Consider the following 23,032-nt stretch of genomic DNA (forward strand, 5'->3'; position numbering starts at 1 on the left):
GCTCAGCCAGCCAGCACGGCTCAGCCAGCCAGTCCGGCTCGGCGAGCCAGCCCAACTCCAGTCTGCGGCGGCGGCCGGACGTGATCCGGCTCGCGGCGGTGCTGGGTGGGCTCGCCGTGGCCATCGGCGTCGAGGGCTGGTTCGGGCTGCTCGCCGCTCTTCCGGCCGCATTCCTGCTTGATGTCCTGCTGCGCCGGATCGAGTCGCCCGCTGTTCGCAAGCGGCGGCAGCAGGAGGCCGCTGACCTGCCGCTCGCCGCCGACCTCCTGGCCGCGGCGATGCGGGCGGGCGCCCCGGTGGATCGCTCGGTGTTGGCCGTCGCCGAGGCACTGGACGGGCCGCTCGCCAGCCGGTTGGCCCGGGTTGGCCGCACGCTGCTGCTCGGTGGTGGCCCAGCGGAGGCATGGTCCGCGCTGGACGGCGTGCCCGGCGCGGAGCGGCTGACCGCGGCGGCGTTGCGCTCGGCCAACAGTGGTGCCGCCCTGGCCGGCGCACTGACCCGGCTCGCCGACGACCTGCGTGCCGACCGGGCCACCGCCGCCGAGGCATCGGCCCGCCGGGCGGGGGTGCTCATCGTCTTGCCGCTGGGGCTGTGCTTCCTGCCGGCGTTCATTCTCGCCGGACTCGTGCCGGTGATCGTCGCCGTTCTCGGCGATGTGCTCTGACCCATCGAGAAGGGAAACAGTCATGCGCAAACTCATCGGTCGCCTACGCGGCGATGCCGGAATGAACACGGCCGAGTACGCCGTCGGCACTCTCGCCGCGGTCGCCTTCGCCGGGATCCTGTTGAAGGTGCTGACCTCCGCCAACGTCCAGTCGGCGCTGACCGCCGTCATCGACCGGGCACTGAAGTGATCGAGCGCCGGCGGGCCGGCCGCGATTCAGGGTCGAGCGTTTTCGAGCTGGCAGCACGCGGCGGGCGGAGACATCGCGTCCTCGTACGGGCGGCCTGCGGGGACCGGGGATCCTTCACCGCCGAACTGGCGGCCGGCCTGCCGGCGCTGCTCCTGCTCCTGCTGGCCGGCCTGACCGCGGTCAACGCCGTCAGCGCTCAGGCGGGCTGCCTGCACGCGGCCCGGGAGGCGGCGCTCGCCGCCGCCCGGGGCGCGGACGGCAGCGCGGAGGGCGGTCGGGCGGCGCCGCCGGGGGCGGCGGTGTCGGTGTCCGTCGACGGTGACCGGGTGCAGGCGACGGTACGGGCGCCCGTCCGGACGTTGGGCGGCCGGCTACCGCGCATCACCGTGGTCGCCACCGCAGTCGCCGCCGTCGAACCGGGCGCTCAGGAGGGGAGTTGGTAGTGCCACGAACTGGTGACCCGTCACACCGCGCCGGTCACCCGCCGGCTGCCGGAGGGCTCGTTGATGGTCGGCCAGACCGGCAGCGAGGTGGCGCGACGGTTCTGCTGCTGGCGATGGGGATCGTCTTCGTGGTGTTCGGGACGTTCGGCGCCGCCATCGTCGCCACCGGTATGGCGAGGCAGCGGGCGGCCGTAGCAGCCGACCTCGGCGCGCTGGCCGGGGCAGCCCGGGCACTAGACGGCGACGCCGTGGCTTGCGCGTCCGCGTCCGACCTCGCCGCTCGTAACGATGGCCGGCTGGTCGGCTGTCACCTCGACGGGTTGGACGTGCTGGTGACGGTCGAGGTGGCGTTCACGCCACTACCCGGCCTGACCCGGGTGGCCGCGGCGAGCGCCCGTGCGGGCCCGGTGCGGGGCTGACCCACGACGGCGTGCTGGGAGCGGTGCCGACGGCTTACCGGCCGGGACTGGTCGAGGTCCAGGTCCCGGCCGGCAGCCGAGGAGTGGGTGGCCGCGACGGCGACCGCGAAGGGCCACCGCGCCGCCCTGGTCCGGGCCGGGTGTGTCAGCGGGCCTGGAGCGCGTCGAGGGCGACGGCCATCGCGATGACCAGGCGGCGGTCGATCTGCGGGTTCTGCACCTCGACGATGTACTTGTCGCGCAGGCCCCACTTCTTGACCACGGTGAAGACCGGCTGGCCACCTGCGGTGAAGTCGAAGTGGTACGGCAGCCAGGACAGCGAGTCGACGAACCGACGCAGCAGTGCCACCGGCATGCTGCGCTCCTGGCCCGTCACCTGCGGCAGGCCGGCCTGCTCGACGTGCCAGGTGGACCGCAGCAGCGACTGGGCGAAGTCCTTGCGGAACAGGCCGATCGGGTTGCCGGCCGCGTCGGTGACGTCGTACGTGGCACCGAGGTCGATGCGCTGGCGGGCCTTGAAGCCGAGCAGCGGCTGCTGCTTGGAGTCATCCGTGTAGATGGTCACCTGCTCCTTGAAGGCGAGCCGCTTCTGCTGCGCGAACGCCAGCAGCTCACCCTCGGTGCCGTCCGGGGAGACCGCCCGGACCTCGTACTGGTTGACCATCATGCGCAGTCGCTGGCGGATGTGGAACTGGTGCTGGCCCTGCAAGTTGTCGAGCTGCATGTGAACTCCTCTGGGGTTGGTGCGCCGGAGTCTCGCACAGCCCGACAAGCGTCGCGCCCCTGCCACCCGCGACCAGTTGCTGCTGGGTAGCCGTCGAGGCCCGCCGGACGACTACCCAGCACGGAGTGATCACTGGTGCCCTAGCAGGATCACTCCAGGAAACCTCAGCGACTGTCGGCGGACGTCGCGGCTCGCAGCGCCCAGGTGTTCAGAACCTGGTGGATGCCGCGCAGCCGCTCGTTGATCTGTTCCAGCCGTTCCGCCTGGGCCAGGGCGGCCAGTGCCGACCCCAGCGCGATCTGCTGGTCGAGGGTGAGATTGTCCTGGTCGATGGTGTAGAGCAGGTCGACGGTCTCGGCGATGGTGTCGGCCACAGCTTCTCCTCGGGCACGCGGGGCGATCAGCAACATAGGCATCGATGGAAGCGCTCCCAAACCATTGTGCCCCGTGCCATGCCGATTCATGCAAGCTGTTCAGGCCGGCAGGTTCGTCAGCACCACGTCGAGGACCCGGATCGCGTCCGGCTTGGAGAGAGGGTTGTTGCCGTTGCCGCATTTCGGTGACTGCACGCAGGACGGGCAGCCGGTCTCGCAGCCGCACTCCGCGATCGCGTCCCGGGTGGCCCGCAGCCACGCCGCCGCCGTCCCGTACGCCCGCTCGGCGAACCCGGCGCCGCCCGGATGCCCGTCGTAGACGAAGACGGTCGGCGCCTCGGTGTCCGGGTGCAGCGCGGTGGAGAGCCCGCCGATGTCCCACCGGTCGCAGGTGGCCATCAGCGGCAGCAGGCCGATCGCGGCGTGTTCGGCGGCGTGCAGCGCACCCGGCACATCGGCGGGCTGGACCCCGGCGAGGGCCAACGACTGCGGTGACAGCGTGAACCAGACCGCCACCGTGCGCAGCTCCCGGGTGGGCAGGTCCAGCGGCCGGGTGTCGATCACCTCGCCGGTGGCGATCCGCCGCCGCTGGTACGACACCACCTGGCTGGTCACATCCACCTCACCGAGGAACATGCCGACCGGCCCGGCGTCCACGTAGGAGCGCACCGACACCACGGACAGGTCGGTGACGTCCCGGGCGTGGGTGGACCAGTCCGGCTCCTCGGCGCGCACCAGCGCGCAACCGTCGGCGAGGTCCAGTTGGTCGACCACGTACGAGACGCCCTGGTGCAGATAGACCGCGCCGGAGTGCAGCAGGAAGTGCGACGAGCCGCCGTCGACAGTGCCGAGCAGCCGGCCGGTCGACGACTCCACCACGGCGACCGGGGCGCCGCCCTCGCCGCGCAGGTCCACCTCGGGCCGTTCCCGGTGCCGCCAGTACCAACCGGTGGGCCGTTGCCGCAGCGCCCCCGCCGCGACCAGCTCGTCGACAGCCTCCTTCGCCCCCTCGCCGAAGAGCGCCAGGTCGGCCGGGGTGAGCGGCGCCTCCACCGCGGCGCAGGCGAGCTGCGGTGCCAGCACGTACGGGTTGGCCGGGTCGAGCACCGTCGCCTCCACCGGCGCGCCGAAGATGGCCTCCGGGTGGTGTACGAGGTAGGTGTCCAGGGGGTCGTCCCGGGCCACCAGCACCGCGAGGGCCTCCTGGCCGGAACGCCCGGCGCGGCCGGCCTGCTGCCACAGCGACGCCCGGGTGCCGGGGTAGCCGCAGATCAGTACCGCGTCGAGCCCGACCAGGTCCACGCCCAGCTCCAGCGCGTTGGTCGAGGCCAGGCCGAGCAGGTCGCCGTGCAGCAGGGCCCGTTCCAACTCGCGCCGCTCCTCCCGCAGGTAACCGCCCCGGTAGGCGGCCACCCGGTCGCCGAGCCCCGGCACCGCGTCGTCCAGCGCTCGACGCGCGTTGGCGGCCACCACCTCGGCGCCCTTGCGGGAGCGGACGAACGCGAGTGTGCGTACCCCCTCGGCGACCGTGTCGGCGAGCAGGTCCGCGGTCTCGCGCAGCGCCGACCGGCGGACCTGGCGAAGCTCGTCGTGGTCGCCCGTCGCCTGCGAGGGCGCCGGAGGTGAGGAGCCGTCGCCCGTCGCCTGCGGCGGCACCGGGGAGGACGAACTCGACTCGGGTGGCAGCAGCGGCGGCTCCCAGAGCGCGAAGGTCACCCCGCCGCGGGGGGAGGCGTCCTCGGTGACCGCCGTCACCGGCAGGCCGGTCAGCCGTCCGGCGGCGGTGGCCGGGTCGCCGGAGGTCGCCGAGGCGAGCACGAACACCGGGGTGGCCCCGAACCGGGCGCACTGCCGTCGCAGCCGACGCAGCACGTGCGCGACGTGCGAGCCGAACACGCCCCGGTAGGTGTGGCACTCGTCGATCACCACGTACGCGAGTCGGCGCAGGAAGCCGGACCACTGGGCGTGCCCGGGCAGGATGCCGTGGTGCAGCATGTCGGGGTTGGTCAGCACGAACCGGGAGTGCCGGCGGATCCACTCCCGTTCGGTGCGCGGAGTGTCCCCGTCGTAGCAGGCGGGGCGTACCCCCTCCAGCTCCAGCGTGGCGACGGCGCGTAACTGGTCCGCGGCGAGCGCTTTGGTCGGCGCCAGGTAGAGCACTGTGGCCCGGGGGTCGGCGAGCAGGGTGGCCAGGGCCGGTAGCTGGTACGCCAGTGACTTGCCGGACGCGGTGCCGGTGGCGACGACGACGTGCTGGCCCTCGTACGCCAGGGTGGCCGCCTCGGCCTGGTGCTGCCAGGGCGCGACCACGCCGCGCCGGGCGAACGCCGCGCGTAGTTCCGTCGGTGCCCACGACGGCCACGGCGCGGGCACCCCGGCGCGGGCCGGTACCCGCTCGACGTGGGTGACCGGGTCGGCGGCGCCCCGGGCGCGTAGCCGGCGCAGCAGGTCGACCGGCGCTGGCCCGGGGCCGGGACCAGCGGATACGGTGGCCGCGGACGACGACTCCAGGTCGTGACGCGGCGTACCGCGCGCTGAGCTGAAGTCGTTGGAGGTCACGCCCTGCACTCTCGCACTGGTGTTCGGAGATGAAAAGTCGGACACCGGGGTAAGGGGTAGCCTCCGCTGGCGTCCGCAGGCCGTCCCGGCGGTAGTGGTTAGATGCCCACGAGAGTTTACGGCTCTGGCGAGGAGGACCGATGGAGCTGTCACTGGCGACCCGCACCGTGGGCGAGCACACGGTGCTCGAGGTCGGTGGTGAGGTGGACGTCTACACCGCGCCCCGGCTCCGTGAACGACTCCTCGAACTGATCGACGGTGGTGCTCGTCACGTGGTGGTCGACCTCGGTCGGGTGGATTTCCTCGACTCCACCGGGTTGGGCGTGCTGGTCGGCGCGCTCAAGCGGCTCCGCTCGGCCGGCGGTTCGTTCGCCCTGGTCTGCGACAAGGAGCCGCTGCTCAAGATCTTCCGGATCACCGCACTGGACCAGGTGTTTCCGCTGCACCCGACGGTCGACGCGGCGATCAGCGCCGACTCGGCGGGCGCCGGCGCGTGATGGCGACAGTCAAGCTCTCGTTCTCGCCCGCCCCGGTGCACGTGCGCACCGCCCGCCTGGTCGGCGTCGCCGTCGCCCGTCGGGCCGGGGTCCGGGAGGACCTGCTGGACGAGGTGCGCCTGGCCATCGGTGAGGCGTGCACGCGCGCGGTGGCCCTGCACCGGCAGTACGGCCTGGCCGACCCGGTGCTGGTGGAGATGTCCGACGGTGGCTCGTACGCCGTGCGGGTGGTGGACCGGGCGCCGATCGAGGCGGGTATCGGTCTGACCGCGCTGCCGCCGGACGAGCTGGCCAACGAGTCGCTCACCGACGAGGCGCTGACCACCGGCGTCGGCTTCGCGCTGCTCGCCGGCTTCGTCGAGGACCTGCAGGTGCGCCCGGTCGACGAGGGCATCGGCACCGAGGTACGGATGGTGTGGCCGGTCGGCCGCTGATCAGATCCGCTGCGTAGGCCGCGTCCCCTGCCGGGGATGCGGCCTTCTTTGCATGGATCGGGCCCTATATCAGATTTCGTTTCATAACACAGCGACGAAGATCATCGCGACACGGTGCCACCTGGATGTGACCTCCAACACTGCGGAGGGCTACAGTACCCGGGTTGTCAGCAAGTGACCCATCCCGCAGCCAGCGGGTATGGGTGTTCATCGCTGGTCCGCTGGTGGGTTGGCGCGCGCTTGCGAGTCCGCATCCAGGCGTCGGTCAGTGCGTCTCCACTCACCGGCGCGATTGTTCGGTAACAGGAGGACACAGATGTCCGAGACCTTGGCCGCCGACGGCGGCGGGCTTTCCCTTACCGGAAGCAATGTCACCTACGTCGTCATCGCCGCGGTTGTCGCGCTGGTGGCGCTCGGTTTCGCTGCCGCCCTGACAAAAACGGTGCTGGCCGCTGGTAAGGGCACCGAGAAAATGCAGGAGATCTCGGGGGCGGTCCAGGAGGGCGCCTCGGCCTACCTGCTCCGTCAATTCCGCACCCTGGCGATCTTCGTCGTCGTCGCCGTGGTGCTGCTCTTCCTGCTCCCGGTGCACGACACCGGTGGCAGTGAGCTCGCGGTGAAGCTCGGCCGCTCGCTCTTCTTCGTGGTGGGCGCCCTGTTCAGCGCGTTCATCGGCGGAGCGGGCATGTGGCTGGCCACCCGGGCCAACCTGCGCGTGGCCGCCGCCGCGAGGGAGCGGGCAGGTGGCCGCGAGGCGGCCATGAAGATCGCCTTCCGGACCGGCGGCGTCGTCGGCTTCCTCACCGTCGGCCTCGGCCTCTTCGGTGCGGCGCTTGTCGTCCTCGTCTACCGGGGTGACGCGCCCACCGTGCTGGAGGGCTTCGGCTTCGGCGCCGCGCTGCTCGCGATGTTCATGCGGGTGGGCGGCGGCATCTTCACCAAGGCCGCCGACGTCGGCGCCGACCTGGTCGGCAAGGTCGAGCAGGGCATCCCCGAGGACGACCCGCGCAACGCCGCCACCATCGCCGACAACGTGGGCGACAACGTCGGTGACTGCGCCGGCATGGCCGCCGACCTGTTCGAGTCGTACGCCGTCACGCTTGTCGCCGCGCTGATCCTCGGCCGCGCCGCCTTCGGCGAGCAGGGCCTGGTCTTCCCGCTGATCATCTCCACCATCGGCGTGCTGATCGCGATCGTCGGCGTATTCATCACCCGGCTGCGCGCGTCCGACCGTAACGGCCTGACCGCGATCAACCGGGCCTTCTACCTGTCGGCGGTGCTCTCCGCGGTGCTGGTGGCGATCGCCGCCTACGCGTACCTGCCGGCGACCTTCGGCGAGTTCGACAGTGGCCTCACCGACGCCTCTGGCAACCCGCGACTGGTGGCCATCGGCGCGGTCGTGATCGGCATCGTGCTGGCCGCCGCGATCCAGGCGCTGACCGGCTACTTCACCGAGACCAACCGGCGACCGGTGCAGGACATCGGCAAGAGCTCGCAGACCGGTGCGGCGACCGTGATCCTGGCCGGCATCAGCATCGGTCTGGAGTCGGCGGTCTACTCGGCGCTGCTGATCGGCGCCGGCGTCTTCGGCGCGTTCCTCCTCGGCGGCAGCTCCATCACGCTCTCGCTGTTCGCGGTGGCGCTGGCCGGCACCGGCCTGCTCACCACGGTCGGCGTGATTGTCGCCATGGACACCTTCGGGCCGATCTCCGACAACGCCCAGGGCATCGCCGAGATGTCCGGCGACATCGACGAGCACGGCGCTCGGGTGCTGACCGAGCTGGACGCGGTCGGCAACACCACCAAGGCGATCACCAAGGGCATCGCGATCGCCACCGCGGTGCTGGCCGCGACCGCGCTGTTCGGCTCGTACACCGACACGCTCAGCAGCGCGTACGCGACGGCTGGCGTGGGCGACGTCGGCAACGAGATCCTCAACGCGCTGAACGTGGCGAACCCGCGCAACCTGGTCGGCCTGATCATCGGTGCGGCGGTGGTCTTCCTCTTCTCCGGACTGGCCATCAACGCGGTGTCCCGCTCGGCGGGTGCCGTGGTGATGGAGGTCCGCCGGCAGTTCCGTGAGCTGCCCGGCATCATGGACGGCACCCAGCGCCCGGAGTACGGCAAGGTCGTCGACATCTGCACCCGGGACGCGCAGCGCGAGCTGATGACCCCCGGCCTGCTCGCCATCCTGGCGCCGATCGCGGTCGGCTTCGGCCTCGGGCCCGGCGCGCTCGCGGCGTACCTGGCCGGTGCGATCGGTGCCGGCACCCTGATGGCGGTGTTCCTGTCCAACTCCGGTGGGGCCTGGGACAACGCCAAGAAGCTGGTCGAGGACGGCGCGTACGGCGGCAAGGGCTCCGAGGCGCACGCCGCCACGGTCATCGGCGACACCGTCGGTGACCCGTTCAAGGACACCGCCGGCCCGGCGATCAACCCGCTGATCAAGGTGATGAACCTGGTCTCGCTGCTGATCGCTCCCGCCGTGGTGGCCTGGAGCGTCGGCGACGAGCGCAACGTCGGCCTGCGGGTCGGCATCGCCCTGGTCGCGACGCTGATCATCGTGGCGTCGGTGGTGTTCAGCAAGCGCAAGGGCATCGCGATGTCCGACTCGGACGCCGATGGCAACACCGGCGCGGGCAGCACCGATCACCGCCCGGAGACGGTAAACGCCTGACCCAGGAACGGTCCCGGGGTCCCCGGTCGACGTAGCCCGTCGACCGGGGACCCCGGCCGTCCGGCCCGGTGCCACACCTGGCCAAAGGCCGTACGCTGCAACGCATGCGTACGTGCCGGGCGTCTGCCGCCGGAAAGCTCACGGTGGTCCTGGCCACGATCGTCGTCCTGGCCGGCTGCGGCGGGGGTCCCAGCCCACGGGCCTGGGCGGCCTCGGTCTGCGGCGCCCTCACCCCCTGGCGCTCCGAGATCAACAAGCTGACCAGCAGCACCGATGAGCAGATGACCGCGCAGACCACGCCGGCGCAGGCCAAGGAGAACCTGGTGCGGCTCTTCGACGGGGCGGAGCAGGCCAGCGAGGCCGCGCGCCGCAAGGTGGAGAAGGCGGGCGTCCCGGAGGCCGACAACGGCGAGGCCATCTCCGCGGGTTTCCGCAGCTCGCTGGGGAAGATGCGGGACGCGTACGGTCGGGCCCGGGACACCATCGACGGCCTGGGCACCGGCGAGCCGACCGCCTTCTACGACGGCGTGCGGGCCGCCGTGGAGACCCTCAACAAGGAGTACGACGCCAGCGCGCTGGACACCAGCAAGCTCAACTCCGAGGAGTTGAAACAGGCATTCGACGAGGTGCCGGAGTGTCGCTGAGCGGGCTCGGTGACACCGGGAAGGCGCAGCCGCCCCCGGCGCTGTTTCCCGCGCCTGAGTCCGACACGCCCACTTCCGGGCGACGCCGCGGCGGCGCGCCGCAGAACGGCTCGTCGCAAGGCGGCCCGTCCCACGACGGCCCGCTGCAGAACGGCTCGGCTCAGACCGGCCCGCCCCAGACTGGCGACGCGGCCCGGCAACTTGTCTTCTTCGGCGCGGATGCGGCCGAACCGACCGTCGCCGACCTGGCCGGGCTGCTCGCCGGGCCGGGTGAGGTGGTCCGGATGGGCGGCACCGCCCGTCTCTCGGTGCAGGTGGACGCCGCCTGGCGGGTGCACGTGCTCGTCGCCGAACTGGCGTCGCGCGGGCTGGCGGCCACCTGGGAGCCGACCGAGGGCGAGCGACACGCCGTCCGTACGTCGTACACCCGGGTCTTGAAGCCGCTCGCTGCGGCCTGGCTGCACGGTACGACGAAGCGCCCGCCGGCTGCGTTCCACCTGACCGGCCGGCGGTTGCGGCTGTGGCTCGCCGCCGCCGGGACGCCGGAGCCTCCCGACTGCTTTCTGTTCCGGCTGGGCGCCGACGACCAGGAGTGTTGGGAGTCGATCGGCGTGGCGCTCGGCGCGGCGGGGCTGGCGGGGACGCTGCTCGGCCCGGGTGAGGGCGGCCCGGCGTACCGGATCACCGGCCGCCGCCGGTTGGCCCGGCTCGCCGAGTTGGTCGGCGGACCGCCCCGCGCGGCACCGGCCCACGCCTGGCCAACCTGATCCACCCACCCTTCACCGGGGTCGATCATGGAGTTGTGGTGGGGGACGTACCGCGTGTCCGGGCTTAAAACGCCCACCACAAGTCCATGATCGACGGGGTTGGGCGGCGGCCCGGGGGTGGGGCGGCCGGGTGTCCGGTGCCGGACAGCCGGCGGGTCGAACCAGGCCGAAAACGGGCGGGTCGGACCTCGGTCGTGGGCCCGCCATCGTCACAGTGACCCGCTTCGAGCTCTACTCACGGTGTACGGTGGCGCCGTCCGGCAGTGCCGAGCGCGGTGGGGCGGCGTCGACCGCCGCGCCGAAGCGGTTTGCGGCCCGCGAAACCCGAAACGCGGGCGGCGCGTTACGTTGGACATCCGGACCGCCGGTGCGACGGCGGGGTCGAAAGCGGTCGCTGTCCGGGCGCCGGCAGACCACGAGCAGGAGTGAGGTCGGGGAGAGACGTGCCAAGCAACGCTGGAACCACCCGTCTGGTCATCGTCGAGTCACCGGCGAAGGCCAAGACGATCTCGGGCTACCTTGGCCCGGGGTACGTCGTGGAGGCCAGCTTCGGTCACGTCCGCGACCTGCCGCGCAACGCTGCCGACGTGCCGGCCAAATACAAGAAGGAGCCCTGGGCCCGGCTCGGGGTGGACGTCGACAACGGCTTCCAGGCGCTCTACGTCGTCTCCGCCGACCGTAGGCAGCAGATCAGCAAGCTGGTGAAGCTGGCCAAGGAGGTCGACGAGATCTTCCTGGCGACGGATGAGGACCGCGAGGGCGAGGCGATCGCCTGGCACCTGGTCGAGACGCTCAAGCCCAAGGTGCCGGTCAAGCGGATGGTCTTCCACGAGATCACCAAGCCGGCGATCCAGGCGGCGGTGGCCAACCCCCGGGAGATCGACCGCGATCTGGTCGACGCCCAGGAGGCCCGCCGGATCCTCGACCGCCTGTACGGCTACGAGGTCTCCCCGGTGCTGTGGAAGAAGGTCATGCCGCGGCTCTCGGCAGGCCGGGTGCAGTCCGTGGCGACCCGCATCGTGGTCGAGCGGGAACGGCAGCGGATGGCCTTCCGCACCGCCGAATACTGGGACATCCTGGCCACCCTCGCGGTGGCCAACGCCGGTGAGGGTCCGCGCGCGTTCAACGCCACCCTGATCGCCCTGAACGGTGACCGGATCGCCACCGGTAAGGACTTCGAGCCGACCACCGGTCGCGTCCGGGCCGGTGCTGGCGTCGTGCACCTCGACGAGAGTGGCGCCCGGGGTCTCGCGGCCCGGCTGGAGGGGCGTCCGTTCACCGTTACCCGGGTCGAGGAGAAGCCCTACCGCCGTCGCCCCTACGCGCCGTTCATCACCTCGACCCTGCAGCAGGAGGCGGCCCGCAAGCTGCGCCTGTCCTCGCAGCAGACGATGCGCACCGCGCAGCGCCTGTACGAGAACGGCTACATCACCTATATGCGTACCGACTCGGTCAACCTGTCGGAGACCGCCATCTCGGCGGCCCGCCGACAGATCGTCGAGCTGTACGGCGAGCGCAGCGTTCCGCCGGAGCCGCGTCGCTACACCGGCAAGGTGAAGAACGCGCAGGAGGCGCACGAGGCGATCCGCCCGGCGGGGGACAACTTCCGTACCCCGGGCGAGGTGGCCAAGGAGCTGTCCGCCGAGGAGTTCAAGCTCTACGAGCTGATCTGGCGGCGCACCATCGCCTCGCAGATGACCGACGCGGTCGGCTCCAGCGTGTCGGTGCGCATCCGGGCGGTCTCCACCTCGCAGGAGGAAGCCGACTTCGGCGCGACCGGCAAGACCATCACCGACCCGGGCTTCCTGCGGGCGTACGTCGAGTCGAGCGACGACGAGAACGCCGAGGCCGAGGACGCCGAGCGCCGGCTGCCCACCCTGGTCAAGGACCAGCCGCTGACCGCCGACGAGCTGGCCGCGCAGGGCCACCACACCCAGCCGCCGTCGCGCTACACCGAGGCGTCGCTGGTCAAGGCCCTGGAAGAGCTGGGCATCGGCCGCCCGTCCACCTACGCGTCGATCATGCAGACGATCCAGGACCGGGGGTACGTCACCAAGCGCGGCCAGGCGATGATCCCGACCTTCCTGGCCTTCGCGGTGATCGGGCTGATGGAGCGGCACTACCCGCGCCTGATCGACTACGACTTCACCGCCACCATGGAGAACGAGCTGGACGAGATCGCCGGCGGTGACCACGCGGCGGTCGACTTCCTCACGGCGTTCTACTTCGGCAGCTCCAACGGTGCCGGTGACCAGGACATCGCCCGTTCCGGCGGGCTCAAGAAGCTGGTCACCGAGAACCTCAGTGACATCGACGCCCGCAGCGTCAACTCCATCCCGCTCTTCACCGACGACGACGGCCGCGAGGTCGTCGTGCGGGTTGGCCGGTACGGGCCGTACCTGCAACGGGAGCTGCCCGGCGGCGAGCAGCCGGCACCGGCTGCGGCTTCGGGTGAGGGCGAGGAGGGCGGCACCCAGGGTGACCGGGCGCCGATCCCCGAGGGCCTGGCCCCGGACGAGCTGACCCCGGAGAAGGTGCACGAGCTGTTCCTCGGCGGCAGCGGCGAGCGCAAGCTCGGCGACGACCCCGCCACCGGCGAGCCGATCGTGCTCAAGTCCGGCCGGTTCGGCCCGTACGTGTCCAGCGGCGAGCGGAAGTCGTCGCTGCTGCGTACGCAGACCCCGGACTCGCTGACCCTGGAGGAGGCGCTCAAGCTGCTCAGCCTTCCCCGGTTGATCGGTGTCGCGCCGGACGGCGTCGAGGTCTTCGCGAACAACGGCCGCTACGGCCCGTACGTCAAGCGGGGCGAGGAGTTCCGTTCGCTGGAGTCCGAGGACCAGATGTTCACTGTCGGCCTGGACGAGGCGCTGGCTCTGCTGGCCGCCCCGAAGGCCCGTGGACGGCGAGCGGCGGCACCGCCGCTGCGCGAGATGGGCGTGGACCCGGCGACCGAGAAGCCGTTGGTGATCAAGGACGGCCGGTTCGGCCCGTACGTGACCGACGGGGAGTTCAACGCGTCCCTGCGGCGTGGGCAGACGCCGGAGGCGCTGACCATCGAGGAAGCATCCGAGATGCTGGCCGAGAAGCGGGCGAAGGGTCCGGCGCCGCGCAAGAAGGCGGCGGCGAAGAAGGCGCCCGCCAAGAAGGCCACGGCCACCAAGAAGACGGCGGCCGCCAGCAAGTCCACGGCCGCGAAGAAGACCACCACGGCCAAGGCGACGACGGCGAAGAAGGCTCCGGCGAAGAAGGCCGCCCCGCGCAAGGCCGCCACCAGCACGGAGTAGCCCCCCGCGCCGGGTGGCGCCTGTTCCTCCAGATCTTGGACAGTTTCCGTCTTGCCTGAACGGAAACTGTCCAAGATCTACTTTTTGGTGTTCCGGGTCACGCGAGAGGCTGAGGCCTTCGCGGTTTCGCCGGTACCGCCGTACCGTATGGCCATGCCGATGAGTCGTGAGCCGTGCCCGCCGGGGTCGAGATGATCCGCAAGAGGCGCGCGGGCGGGGAGAAGCGGGACGCCGTTCTCGACGCCGTGGCCGGCGTGCTGGCCACCCGTGGGTACGAGAACACCCGCTTCGCGGACGTGTCGGCGGCCGGCGGTGTCGCGATCAGCACCCTGCAGACCTACTTCGGCTCCCGCGAAGACATGATCATCGAGGCCATGCAGGTGTTCACCGACCGGGAGGTGGAGGCCCTGCGGGCCGTCTCCGCCGGCGAGGACGATCCGTGGCGACGACTCGTCGCGATGGTCGACCGCAGCCTGCACAACTCGGAGCAGACCCGGCAGGTGCTGGTGGAGTTCTGGCGCTCCGCGATGCGCGACGACGAACTCCGCGACTACAGCGCCACCGTGCAGGAGCGGTACCGGGCGCCCTTCCTGGCCGCCGTCCGGGAAGGCGCCGCCCGGGGTGCGTTCACGCTGGCCCACGACGCCGAGGCGGTGACGGACCTCCTGCTCTCGGCGCTGGCCGGCCTGATCATCTTTCGCGTCCAGCACGACCCCACGCCGGCGCCCGTGGACTTCCGCGATGTCCTCCTGACCCAGCTTCGGCTGATGCTGGGCGTCAACGGCTCCCAACCCGAACGGATCGAGGCACGATGACCACCGTCGAGATCACCCGTTTCCGCGTCCCCGCCGAGCGCGCGGACGCCCTGCTGGCCGCGCGGCCGGCGATGCTGCGCGACTTCCAGGCCGACCGTGCCGGCTTCCTCGACGCGCGACTGATCCGGCTGGCGGCCGACGAATGGCTGGACATCGTCTTCTGGGCCTCCTCCGAGGACTACGCCGAGTCCCGCCGCCGGGGCGCCAACCGGCCCGGCATCCAGACGTTCTTCTCCCTGATCGACTCGGTGATCAGCAGCGAGGAGGGCACCACTACCGACCTGGACCAGCCATGATCTGGACCGCCGGTTTCCGTACCGGGTTGCTCAGTCCGTACGAGCAGCTGCAGTTCAGCGAGCCCCGTGGCTTCGCCGACCAGACCGTTCGTCAGGTGCTGCACCTGGCCGGCGGCGGGGAGGCCTTCCGGGTACGGCTGACGAACCGCTACGGCCGTACTCCACTGACCATCGGGGCCGCCACGGTCGCCGTCGGTGGGCAGCGGGCCGCGCTCACCGTCGACGGCGTCGAACGCCACGTCATCCCGGCGGGCGAGGAGGCCGTCACCGACCCGGTGGACATCCCCGTCGCGGCCGGCACGGACCTGGTGGTGAGTCTCTACCTTCCGGAGCGGACCGGTCTGGCCACCCATTCCCACAAGCCTGCGGAGCTCGCCCGGATCGTCGACGGCAATCACGTCACGTCGTCCCTGCTGGTGGGGGCCGAGCAGGTCGAGGCCAGGTTCTACCTCGCGGGCGTCGACGTGCTGGCCTCACGGGACACCGCCGTCGCCGTGGCCTTCGGCGACTCCTGGTTCGAAGGGGTCGGCACCACGACGAGCGCGAATCGTCGCTCGGTCGACGTCCTCAACCGGCGTCTGCAGCGTGGGTGGGTGGTCAACCAGGGCATCGCCGGAAACCGACTCCTGCGGGACGGCGTCGGCGAACACGCGCTGAAGCGCTTCGACCGCGACGTTCTCTCCATCCCGGCCCTGACCCACGTCCTGGTCCACTTCGGTATCAACGACCTCGGTCTTCCGGCCATGCTGGGCGAGCCGCCCGTCACCGCCGACGCCCTCGTCGCGGGCTTCCGCGCGCTGGCCGACCGTGCCCACGCCGCCGGCCTGCGGATCGCCGCCGCCACCATCGGCCCGTTCGCGGGCGCCGGCCCGGAGATCAGCACCCCGGCGGGCCTCGCCACCCGACGCGAGGTGAACGACTGGATCCGAACCACGGACGCCTTCGACGGCGTCTTCGATGTGGCGCGCGCTGTCGCCGACCCGGACGCCCCCGACCACATCCACCCCGCGCTGGACAGCGGCGACGGTATGCACCTGAACGACCGGGGCGCCGAGGCCATGGCCGAGGCCGTGAACCTGGACGACCTCGCGCTGTAGCGCTGGGCACCGCGCTGGCGCGTACCGACGGGAGCCCTCAGACCCCGAGGACGTGGGTCAGGTGGTCGTTGGTGAAGACGCGGTCGGGGTCGAGCCGGTCGCGGACGGCCTGGAAGTCCGCGAAGCGGGGGTACGCCGTGGCCAGCGATGCGGCGTCGCGGTAGTGCAGCTTGCCCCAGTGTGGGCGACCGCCCAGCCCGGCGGCGACCTCCTCGAAGGCCCGGAAGTACGGCTCGTACGGCATGCCGACGTACTGGTGCACGGCGATGTAGGCGTTGTCCCGGCCGTAGCCGTGCGACAGCCAGATGTCGTCGGCGGCGGTGAACCGCACCTCCACCGGGAAGAGCACCTTGAACGGCAGGCCGTCCACGATCCGCTGGAGCGCGGCGAGCGCCTCGGGCAACGCCTCGCGGGGCAGGCCGTACTCCATCTCCACGAAGCGGACCCGGCGCGGGGTGCAGAAGACCCGGTCGGAGCGGCCGGTGTACTGGCGTTCGGTGAGGGCGCGGGCGGAGACGGCGCTGATGCCCGGGGCCAGTGCGGGCACGGCCCGGCCGAGTCGGCAGGCGCCGGCGAAGACCCGGTTGGACAGGAAGTCGTCGTCCATCCAGCCGCGCCAGCGGGACAGCGGCCGGTCGTTGGCGGGCACCCGGTCGTTGGTCTTGACCTGGACCCGGGACGTGTACGGGAACCAGTAGAACTCGACGTGGTCGTGCCGGCCGATCAGCTCGGGCAGTTCGCCGAGCACGTCGGCCAGCTCGGCCGGGCGTTCGTGGGCGCGTAGGACGAAGGCGTCCACGCAGCGCAGGGTCACCTCGACCAGGACGCCGAGCGCGCCGAGTGACACCCGGGCGGCGGCGAGGACGTCGGGATGCTCGTCGGCGGAGCAGCGCAGCACCTCGCCGGTGCCGGTGACCAGGGTGATCGCCTCGACGAAGGTGGAGAGGCAGCCGTAGCCGGCGCCGGTGCCGTGGGTGCCGGTGGAGATCGCCCCGGCCACGGTCTGCGCGTCGATGTCGCCGAGGTTGGGCAGCGCGAGGCCGTGTCGGGCGAGCAGTCCGTTGAGCGCGTGCAGGGTCATTCCCGCCGGTACGGTGACCAGTCGATGCGCGACGTCCACGCTGACCGTGGTGTCCAGGTCGGACAGGTCCATCCGACGGTCGTCGGCGAGCGCGACGGCGGTGAACGAGTGGCCGCTGCCCGTCACCCGGATCCGACCACCGTCGGCGGCGGCGGATCGGACGGCTTCTGCGACGTCGGTCGGCGAGCCGGGGCGCAGGATCGCGCTGGCGCTGCCACGCTGGTTCCCGGCCCAGTTGGACCATCCAACCCCGAGCGGTGCGGTGCGGACCATGCGCGCTCCTCATTCATGAATATGAACTGACTTCATATCAGGAACGTTCTAGCTGGTAAATACCGCAATTGCGATCCGCTCGTTGTACCGGTAGTCACGGACTCGTGACGTGGAGATATGTTCATCCGTCGAAGGGGGGTGGCGCAGAGTGTCCACACCAGCCGCCACGACCGGGCCGCTGCGCCGCGTACCGGTGCAAGGTCGAAGTGTCGCGCGGGTACAGCGCATGTTGGATGCCTGCGCCGAACTCGTCGACGAGGTGGGGTACGAGGGACTGACCACCACCCTGCTCGCCGAACGGGCCGAGGTGGCGATCGGGTCGGTCTACCAGTTCTTTCCGGACAAGCGGGCGATCGTGCAGGCGTTGACCCTGCGGACCATGGAGTCCTACCTCCAGCGCCTCGACGAGCGGTTCGCGTCCGACGAGATGACCCACTGGTGGGACGGCGTCGACGCGGGCATCGACGAGTACATCACGATGCACCGCACCGTCCCCGGCTTCCGTACCCTGCACTTCGGCGACGTGGTCGACCTGCACCTGCTCGACGAGCAGCGGGACAACAACGGCGTGATCGCCGACCAGTTGGCCCGGGTGCTCACCGAGCGTTTCGGGCTCACCGACGTGCCCAAGCTGCGCTTCGTGCTGGAGATCGCGGTCGAGGCGGCGGACGCGCTGATCAAGCTCGCGTTCCGCCGGAAGTCCGACGGCGACGAGCGCGTGCTGCTGGAGGCGAAGGCACTGATCCGGGAGTACCTGCACCGCCAGGTCGACGGCCCGGACAACGGCCGGTCCACCGCGGGAAAGCAGGCCGAGGCGGCCCAGCCCGCCTGAGTCGGCGCGAGGCGCGGGCCTCCTCTGGCGGCGGTGGGGGCGGCTCTCCGGTCTCAGAGGAAGGCCTGCCCCTCACCCCGGTAGGTGGGGACGGTCGCCACGACCGCGTCCCCCTCGACCAGGTGCAGCTCGTTGACCCGTTCACACAGCTCACCAGCCTTGGCGTGCCGGAACCACACCCGGTCGCCGACGCGCAGCTCGGCCGCCGCCGCTCCGGACAGCGGAGTCTGCACCTCGCCGGCGCCCTCGGTGCCGACCAGCTTCAGCCCCGCCGGTAGCCACGGCCGGGGCAGCCGGCTGTCGGCGGCCGGGCCGGAGGCGATCCAGCCGCCGCCGAGCACCGTCGCCAACTCCGGCGTCGGTCGGCGGACCACCGCGCAGGCGAAGAACGCCGCCGGGGTGGGCCGCCAGGCGCGGTACGCGTCGAACAGCGTCGGCCCGTACAGGCCCGATCCCGCGGTGATCTCGGTGACCGCGGGATCGGCGCTGGTCGCGGCCACGCTGCCGGTGCCGCCGCCGTTGACGAACTCCAGGTCGGCGTGCTCGCGTACCGCGGCGACCGCCGCACCACGGCGGGCCAGCAACTCGCGGTACGAGCTGCGCTGGGCCAGCCTGATCGCGCCGGCCAGCAGCGTCTTGCCCGGCGGCGCGTCGCCCAGGCCGGCGATCTGCGCCTCGTACGACATGAGCCCGACCAGCCGGAAGCCGGGCCGACCGGCGACGGCGGCGGCGAGCGCGCCGGCTGCCCGCGCGCTGTGCACAGGTGAGCGGCGGACGCCGACGTGCACCCGGCCGCGCAGCGGTCGCCAGGAGGCGTCCAGATCCAGGCAGAGTCGCAGTTCGGCGCGCTGCCCCGGGGCCACGACGGCGTCGATGAGGTCGAGTTGGCCGGTGCCGTCGATCATCAGGGTGATCGCGGCGGCGAGCGTCGGGTCGGCGCCCAGCTCGGCGAGGGCGGCCCGGTCCGCGCTCGGATACGCGACCAACACGTCGTCGCTGACGCCGGCGCGGACCAGCCAGATCGCCTCGGGCAGGGTGAACGCCATCACGCCCTGCCAGCCGGGCCGCGCGAGGGCCCGGCTGATCAACTCCCGGCTGCGGACCGACTTGCTGGCGAGGCGGACCGGCTTTCCGGCGGCGCGATCGGCCAGGGCGACCGAATTGGCGTCGAAGGCGGTGAGATCGACCACCGCGTACGGGGGGTCGAGGTGGGCAGTCGCCCGATCCAGGCGCTCGCGAAGTTTGTCGCTTTCGATGGCCACGTGTGCACGCTAACTGTCCGACGGAGAATGCGAAATACCCTCGCGTACGTCCGGGCTGCGGTCGGTAGCTCCGGCGGCCTAGGCTCAGCGAGCAGGAGAATGTCGCCCGGGGGGTGACCCCCACCGGGTCTAGAGTGTTGCACCGGAGGTGCCCAGCGATGGGCCGGCACGTGGAGGTACGGCCATCGAAAGCCAGAACAGCGGCGAGTCGCCCGGCGTGTCGCGCTCGAGCGACCAGTCGGGCAACGCCGCCCAGCAGCCCAACGGCGGTCAGGTAGATCCGTCCGGTTATGCCGCGATCCGCTCCGTGCTGCGCATCCGGCCGTTCCGCCGGCTCTGGATCGTGCTCGGCGCGGCCTCCTTCGGTGACTGGCTCGGCCTGCTGGCCACCGCCCTCTTCGCCGCCTCGCAGGTGCAGGGCAGCACCGCCCAGGGCGCCGCGTTCGGCGGGGTCACCGCGATCCGGCTGCTGCCCGCGCTGGTGCTCGGCCCGGTGGCCGGCGTCTTCGCCGACCGGTTCGACAGGCGCTGGACGATGGTCATCTGCGACCTGCTGCGCTTCGTGCTCTTCGCCTCCATTCCGCTCTACGCCCTCAGCGGCGCCCCGGGCGGCCTGGTGGTCAGCTGGGCGCTGATCGCCACCTTCCTGATCGAGTCGATCACCCTGCTGTGGATCCCGGCCAAGGAGGCCGCGGTCCCCAACCTCATCCCGCGGGCCCGGCTGGAGGCGGCCAACCAGCTCACCCTGATCACCACGTACGGCCTCACCCCGATCGCCGCCGCCGTCGGCCTGGCCGTGCTCGACCGTGGCGTCCGTGGTGCCGTCGGCGGCGACCTGCCCTCCTGGGCCGAGCCGGCCCAGCTCGCGCTCTGGATCAACTCGTTCTCCCGGCTCGCCACCGCGCTGGTGGTGGCATTCGGGATCAAGGAGATCAGCGAGGCGCAACGCGGTGAGGCCGGGCGTGCCGAGCAGAGCATGTTCCGGCAGTTCTCCGAGGGTTGGAAGTACATCGGCAAGACCCCGCTGGTGCGTGGCCTGGTGCTGGGCATCTTCGGCGCGTTCGCCGGTGGCGGCATCGTGGTCGGCACCGCCAAGTTCTTCGCCAACTCGCTGGGTGCGGGCGACGCGGCGTTCTCGCTGCTCTTCGGCGCCATGTTCGCCGGCCTGGCGCTCGGCATCGGGCTCGGTCCGATGATCGTCAAGGACATGTCCCGGCGCCGCTGGTTCGGCATGAGCATCGTGCTGGCCAGCGCCGCCGTGATGACCCTCGCCTTCGCCATCCACCTGTCCATGGCGATCGTCGGCGCGGTGCTGGTCGGCGCCGGCGCCGGGATGGCCTTCCTGGCCGGCACCACGCTGCTCGGCGGCGAGGTGGCCGACGAGGTGCGCGGCCGGGTCTTCGCGGTGGTGCAGATCGGCACCCGGCTGGTGTTGATCCTGGCCATCGGGCTCAGCAGCGTGTTGGTCGGTGTCGGCGGCTCCCGCAAACTGACAATCGCCGACCTCGGCATCTCCGTCTCCTCCACCCGACTGCTGCTGCTCGCCGCCGGGGCCGCCGGCATCTTCGCCGGGATCAGCGCGTTCGGCCAGATGGACGACAAGAAGGGCGTCCCGGTCCTCGCCGACCTCTGGGGCTCCATCCGGGGCCGTCCGCTGATGCCCTCCGAGCCGTTCGCTTCCGCCGGGCTCTTCGTGGTCTTCGAGGGCGGCGAGGGCGCGGGGAAGTCCACCCAGCTCACCGCGCTCTCCGAGCGGTTGCGCGGCCACGGCCGCGAGGTGGTGGTCACCCGCGAGCCGGGGGCCACCGGCGTCGGTCGGCGAATCCGGTCGCTGGTGCTGGACACCTCCGGCGACGACGCGCCGTCCCCGCGCGCCGAGGCGCTGCTCTACGCCGCCGACCGGGCGCACCACGTGGCCACCGTCGTCCGGCCCGCGCTGGTCCGGGGCGGCGTGGTGATCAGTGACCGGTACGTCGACTCGTCCCTGGCGTACCAGGGCGCCGGGCGGACACTCCCGGTCGACGAGGTCTCCTGGCTCTCCTCCTGGGCCACCGGTGGGCTCAAGCCCGACCTGGTGGTGCTGCTGGACGTCGAGCCGCGCACCGGCCTGTCCCGGGTGACCTCGCGCAACACCGGCACCGACCGGCTGGAGGCCGAGTCGGTCGCCTTCCACGAGCGCGTCCGGTACGCGTTCCTCGACCTCGCCGCCGCCGACCCGAAGCGCTACCTGGTGCTCGACGCGTCCCGGCCGGCCGAGGAGATCACCCGACTGGTGGTCCGGCGGGTCGAGGAGATGCTCGGCAAGCCGGGCGGCATCGTGCACCCGCGGCCGGCGCAGGGCCCGGACACCTCGGTGCAGCCTGAGTTATCCGACGCGGAGCTGGTGACGATGGAGCACAAGACCTGATGCCGGACGTCTTCGGCGACCTGGTCGGTCAGGACGAGGCGGTGGTCGAGCTGCGTCGCGCCGCCGCCGCGGCAGCCGCCGTGCTGCGTGCTGGCGCGGCCGACCGGGCACCCGCCTTGGTCGCCGCCGTCCCGGCCAGCGGTGACGCGGTCGCGACCGACGACGCCGCGACCGGCGGGCTGGACCCGTCCGCCGGGATGACGCACGCGTGGATCTTCACCGGGCCGCCCGGCTCAGGCCGCTCGGTCGCCGCCCGGGCGTTCGCCGCCGCACTCCAGTGCGTGCACGGCACCGGGTGTGGTGAGTGCCCCGGCTGCCACACCACGATGGGCGGCACCCACGCCGACGTGCGGATGGTGGTGCCGGAAGGGCTCTCCATCGGCGTCGGCGAAATGCGCGCGCTGGTGCTCCGCGCCGCCAGCACCCCGTCCGGCGGGCGCTGGCAGGTGGTGGTCATCGAGGACGCCGACCGGCTCACCGAGGCCGCCGGCAACGCCTTGCTCAAGGCGATCGAGGAGCCCCCGCCGCGGACGGTCTTCCTGCTCTGCGCGCCGTCCACCCACCCGGACGACATCTCGGTGACCATCCGGTCGCGCTGTCGGGTCGTACCCCTGCGGCAGCCGCCGGCCACCGCGGTGGCCGAGGTGCTGGTTCGTCGGGACGGCGTCGCGCCCGACGTGGCGCAGTGGGCGGCGGCCGCCGCGCAGGGTCACGTGGGTCGGGCCCGCCGGCTGGCCCGCGACCCGGAGGCCCGCAAACGGCGCGAGGCGGTGCTCGCGGTGCCCCGCCGGTTGACAGGTGTCGGCGCGGCGTTCGACGCGGCGTCCGCGCTGATCGAGGCCGCCGAGGCGGAGGCCGAGGCGTCGGTCACCGAGGCCGACACGACCGAGCGGGCGGCGCTGGAGACCGCGCTCGGCGCGGGCGGCACCGGCCGGGGTGCGGCCGGCGCCATGCGGGGTGCTGCCGGCCAGCTCAAGGAGCTGGAGAAGCGGCAGAAGTCCCGGGCCACCCGGGCCCAACGGGACGCACTGGACCGGGCGCTTGTCGACCTGGCGGGCTTCTACCGGGACGCGCTCACCATGGCGCTGCGCGCACCCGTCGCGCCGGTGCACACCGACACGGCCGCGCTGGCCGGTGCCGGCGCGCAGAAGTGGGACGCCGAGGGGTCGCTGCGCCGGCTGGAGGCGGTGCTCGCCTGCCGCGCGGCGATCGAGGCGAACGTCAAGCCGCGGATCGCGGTGGAGGCGATGATGCTCGCCCTCTGGAAGGGCTGACCCGCACTTCTCGGCGTT

The 23,032-nt window shown here is 71.9% G+C and carries 21 protein-coding genes; 16 read left to right on the top strand and 5 right to left on the bottom strand.

Annotated elements, in window-relative coordinates; translation table 11 throughout:
- Positions 1-62 precede the first annotated feature (62 nt).
- From ACFYL6_RS13430 to ACFYL6_RS13445, 4 genes are read left to right on the top strand one after another with little or no spacing between them, the layout of a single operon-like run.
- The gene (locus tag ACFYL6_RS13430; protein WP_387171175.1) at positions 63-665 is read left to right on the top strand and encodes a type II secretion system F family protein; all 603 of its coding nucleotides are present in this window, start codon (positions 63-65) and stop codon (positions 663-665) included.
- Positions 666-687: 22 nt separating this feature from the next.
- Positions 688-855 carry a DUF4244 domain-containing protein gene (locus ACFYL6_RS13435; RefSeq protein ID WP_387170901.1) on the top strand — a complete coding sequence of 56 codons (168 nt, stop codon included), beginning with the start codon at positions 688-690 and terminating at the stop codon, positions 853-855.
- 47 nt (positions 856-902) lie between these two features.
- A complete protein-coding gene (locus tag ACFYL6_RS13440; protein WP_387171177.1) occupies positions 903-1,298 on the top strand; it encodes a TadE family type IV pilus minor pilin in 396 nt (131 codons plus the stop codon).
- Positions 1,292-1,717, top strand: a complete 426-nt coding sequence (locus ACFYL6_RS13445; protein ID WP_387170903.1) for an Rv3654c family TadE-like protein — start codon at positions 1,292-1,294, stop codon at positions 1,715-1,717. The genes ACFYL6_RS13440 and ACFYL6_RS13445 overlap by 7 nt, the downstream gene beginning before the upstream one ends.
- Positions 1,718-1,862: 145 nt before the next feature.
- Here the strand turns inward: ACFYL6_RS13445 and ACFYL6_RS13450 are convergent, their stop codons facing one another.
- From ACFYL6_RS13450 to ACFYL6_RS13460, 3 genes are all read right to left on the bottom strand, one after another.
- Positions 1,863-2,441, bottom strand: coding sequence for a hypothetical protein (locus ACFYL6_RS13450; protein WP_196920693.1), 579 nt, complete (start codon positions 2,439-2,441; stop codon positions 1,863-1,865).
- A gap of 164 nt (positions 2,442-2,605) precedes the next feature.
- The gene (locus ACFYL6_RS13455; protein ID WP_091395467.1) at positions 2,606-2,815 is read right to left on the bottom strand and encodes a hypothetical protein; all 210 of its coding nucleotides are present in this window, start codon (positions 2,813-2,815) and stop codon (positions 2,606-2,608) included.
- Between the two features lie 99 nt (positions 2,816-2,914).
- Positions 2,915-5,326: a DEAD/DEAH box helicase gene (locus ACFYL6_RS13460; RefSeq protein WP_387171179.1), complete on the bottom strand. Its 2,412-nt coding sequence runs from the start codon at positions 5,324-5,326 to the stop codon at positions 2,915-2,917.
- A 188-nt stretch (positions 5,327-5,514) separates the two neighbouring features.
- Here ACFYL6_RS13460 and ACFYL6_RS13465 point away from each other — a divergent pair, with 188 nt between their 5' ends.
- The 9 genes from ACFYL6_RS13465 (at position 5,515) to ACFYL6_RS13505 (ending at position 15,885) form a co-directional block, all read left to right on the top strand.
- Positions 5,515-5,871 carry an STAS domain-containing protein gene (locus ACFYL6_RS13465; RefSeq protein WP_179781807.1) on the top strand — a complete coding sequence of 119 codons (357 nt, stop codon included), beginning with the start codon at positions 5,515-5,517 and terminating at the stop codon, positions 5,869-5,871.
- Positions 5,868-6,305 carry an ATP-binding protein gene (locus tag ACFYL6_RS13470; protein WP_030334228.1) on the top strand — a complete coding sequence of 146 codons (438 nt, stop codon included), beginning with the start codon at positions 5,868-5,870 and terminating at the stop codon, positions 6,303-6,305. Before ACFYL6_RS13465 ends, ACFYL6_RS13470 begins: the two co-directional genes overlap by 4 nt.
- A gap of 316 nt (positions 6,306-6,621) precedes the next feature.
- On the top strand, positions 6,622-8,982 hold the full coding sequence (locus ACFYL6_RS13475; protein ID WP_387170906.1) for a sodium-translocating pyrophosphatase: 2,361 nt from the start codon (positions 6,622-6,624) through the stop codon (positions 8,980-8,982).
- Positions 8,983-9,086: 104 nt separating this feature from the next.
- Positions 9,087-9,626, top strand: a complete 540-nt coding sequence (locus ACFYL6_RS13480) for a hypothetical protein (protein WP_387170908.1) — start codon at positions 9,087-9,089, stop codon at positions 9,624-9,626.
- Positions 9,617-10,393, top strand: a complete 777-nt coding sequence (locus tag ACFYL6_RS13485; protein WP_387170910.1) for a hypothetical protein — start codon at positions 9,617-9,619, stop codon at positions 10,391-10,393. Before ACFYL6_RS13480 ends, ACFYL6_RS13485 begins: the two co-directional genes overlap by 10 nt.
- Positions 10,394-10,836: 443 nt before the next feature.
- On the top strand, positions 10,837-13,677 hold the full coding sequence (gene topA / locus ACFYL6_RS13490) for a type I DNA topoisomerase (RefSeq protein WP_387170912.1): 2,841 nt from the start codon (positions 10,837-10,839) through the stop codon (positions 13,675-13,677).
- Between the two features lie 173 nt (positions 13,678-13,850).
- On the top strand, positions 13,851-14,492 hold the full coding sequence (locus ACFYL6_RS13495) for a TetR/AcrR family transcriptional regulator (protein ID WP_387170914.1): 642 nt from the start codon (positions 13,851-13,853) through the stop codon (positions 14,490-14,492).
- Positions 14,489-14,788 (top strand): antibiotic biosynthesis monooxygenase, encoded by a 300-nt coding sequence (locus ACFYL6_RS13500; RefSeq protein ID WP_387170915.1) that lies wholly within the window; start codon positions 14,489-14,491, stop codon positions 14,786-14,788. Before ACFYL6_RS13495 ends, ACFYL6_RS13500 begins: the two co-directional genes overlap by 4 nt.
- Positions 14,785-15,885 (top strand): SGNH/GDSL hydrolase family protein, encoded by a 1,101-nt coding sequence (locus ACFYL6_RS13505; RefSeq protein ID WP_387170917.1) that lies wholly within the window; start codon positions 14,785-14,787, stop codon positions 15,883-15,885. The genes ACFYL6_RS13500 and ACFYL6_RS13505 overlap by 4 nt, the downstream gene beginning before the upstream one ends.
- A gap of 37 nt (positions 15,886-15,922) precedes the next feature.
- Here the strand turns inward: ACFYL6_RS13505 and ACFYL6_RS13510 are convergent, their stop codons facing one another.
- Positions 15,923-17,239, bottom strand: a complete 1,317-nt coding sequence (locus ACFYL6_RS13510) for a D-arabinono-1,4-lactone oxidase (protein ID WP_387170919.1) — start codon at positions 17,237-17,239, stop codon at positions 15,923-15,925.
- A 226-nt stretch (positions 17,240-17,465) separates the two neighbouring features.
- On the opposite strand from ACFYL6_RS13510, the gene ACFYL6_RS13515 reads away from it, so the two are divergent.
- Entirely contained in the window at positions 17,466-18,071 is a 606-nt protein-coding gene (locus tag ACFYL6_RS13515) for a TetR family transcriptional regulator (RefSeq protein ID WP_366630458.1), read from the top strand.
- A gap of 53 nt (positions 18,072-18,124) precedes the next feature.
- Here ACFYL6_RS13515 and ACFYL6_RS13520 read toward each other — a convergent pair whose 3' ends face one another.
- Positions 18,125-19,333, bottom strand: a complete 1,209-nt coding sequence (locus ACFYL6_RS13520) for an amino acid deaminase/aldolase (RefSeq protein ID WP_387170921.1) — start codon at positions 19,331-19,333, stop codon at positions 18,125-18,127.
- A gap of 307 nt (positions 19,334-19,640) precedes the next feature.
- On the opposite strand from ACFYL6_RS13520, the gene tmk reads away from it, so the two are divergent.
- Together tmk and ACFYL6_RS13530 are read left to right on the top strand one after the other, a co-directional pair.
- Positions 19,641-21,740: a dTMP kinase gene (gene tmk / locus ACFYL6_RS13525; RefSeq protein WP_387171181.1), complete on the top strand. Its 2,100-nt coding sequence runs from the start codon at positions 19,641-19,643 to the stop codon at positions 21,738-21,740.
- On the top strand, positions 21,740-23,014 hold the full coding sequence (locus ACFYL6_RS13530) for a DNA polymerase III subunit delta' (RefSeq protein ID WP_387170923.1): 1,275 nt from the start codon (positions 21,740-21,742) through the stop codon (positions 23,012-23,014). Before tmk ends, ACFYL6_RS13530 begins: the two co-directional genes overlap by 1 nt.
- Positions 23,015-23,032 lie beyond the last annotated feature (18 nt).

The sequence above is a fragment of the Micromonospora sp. NPDC007208 genome (genome assembly GCF_042869175.1).
GTDB lineage: Bacteria > Actinomycetota > Actinomycetes > Mycobacteriales > Micromonosporaceae > Micromonospora > Micromonospora foliorum.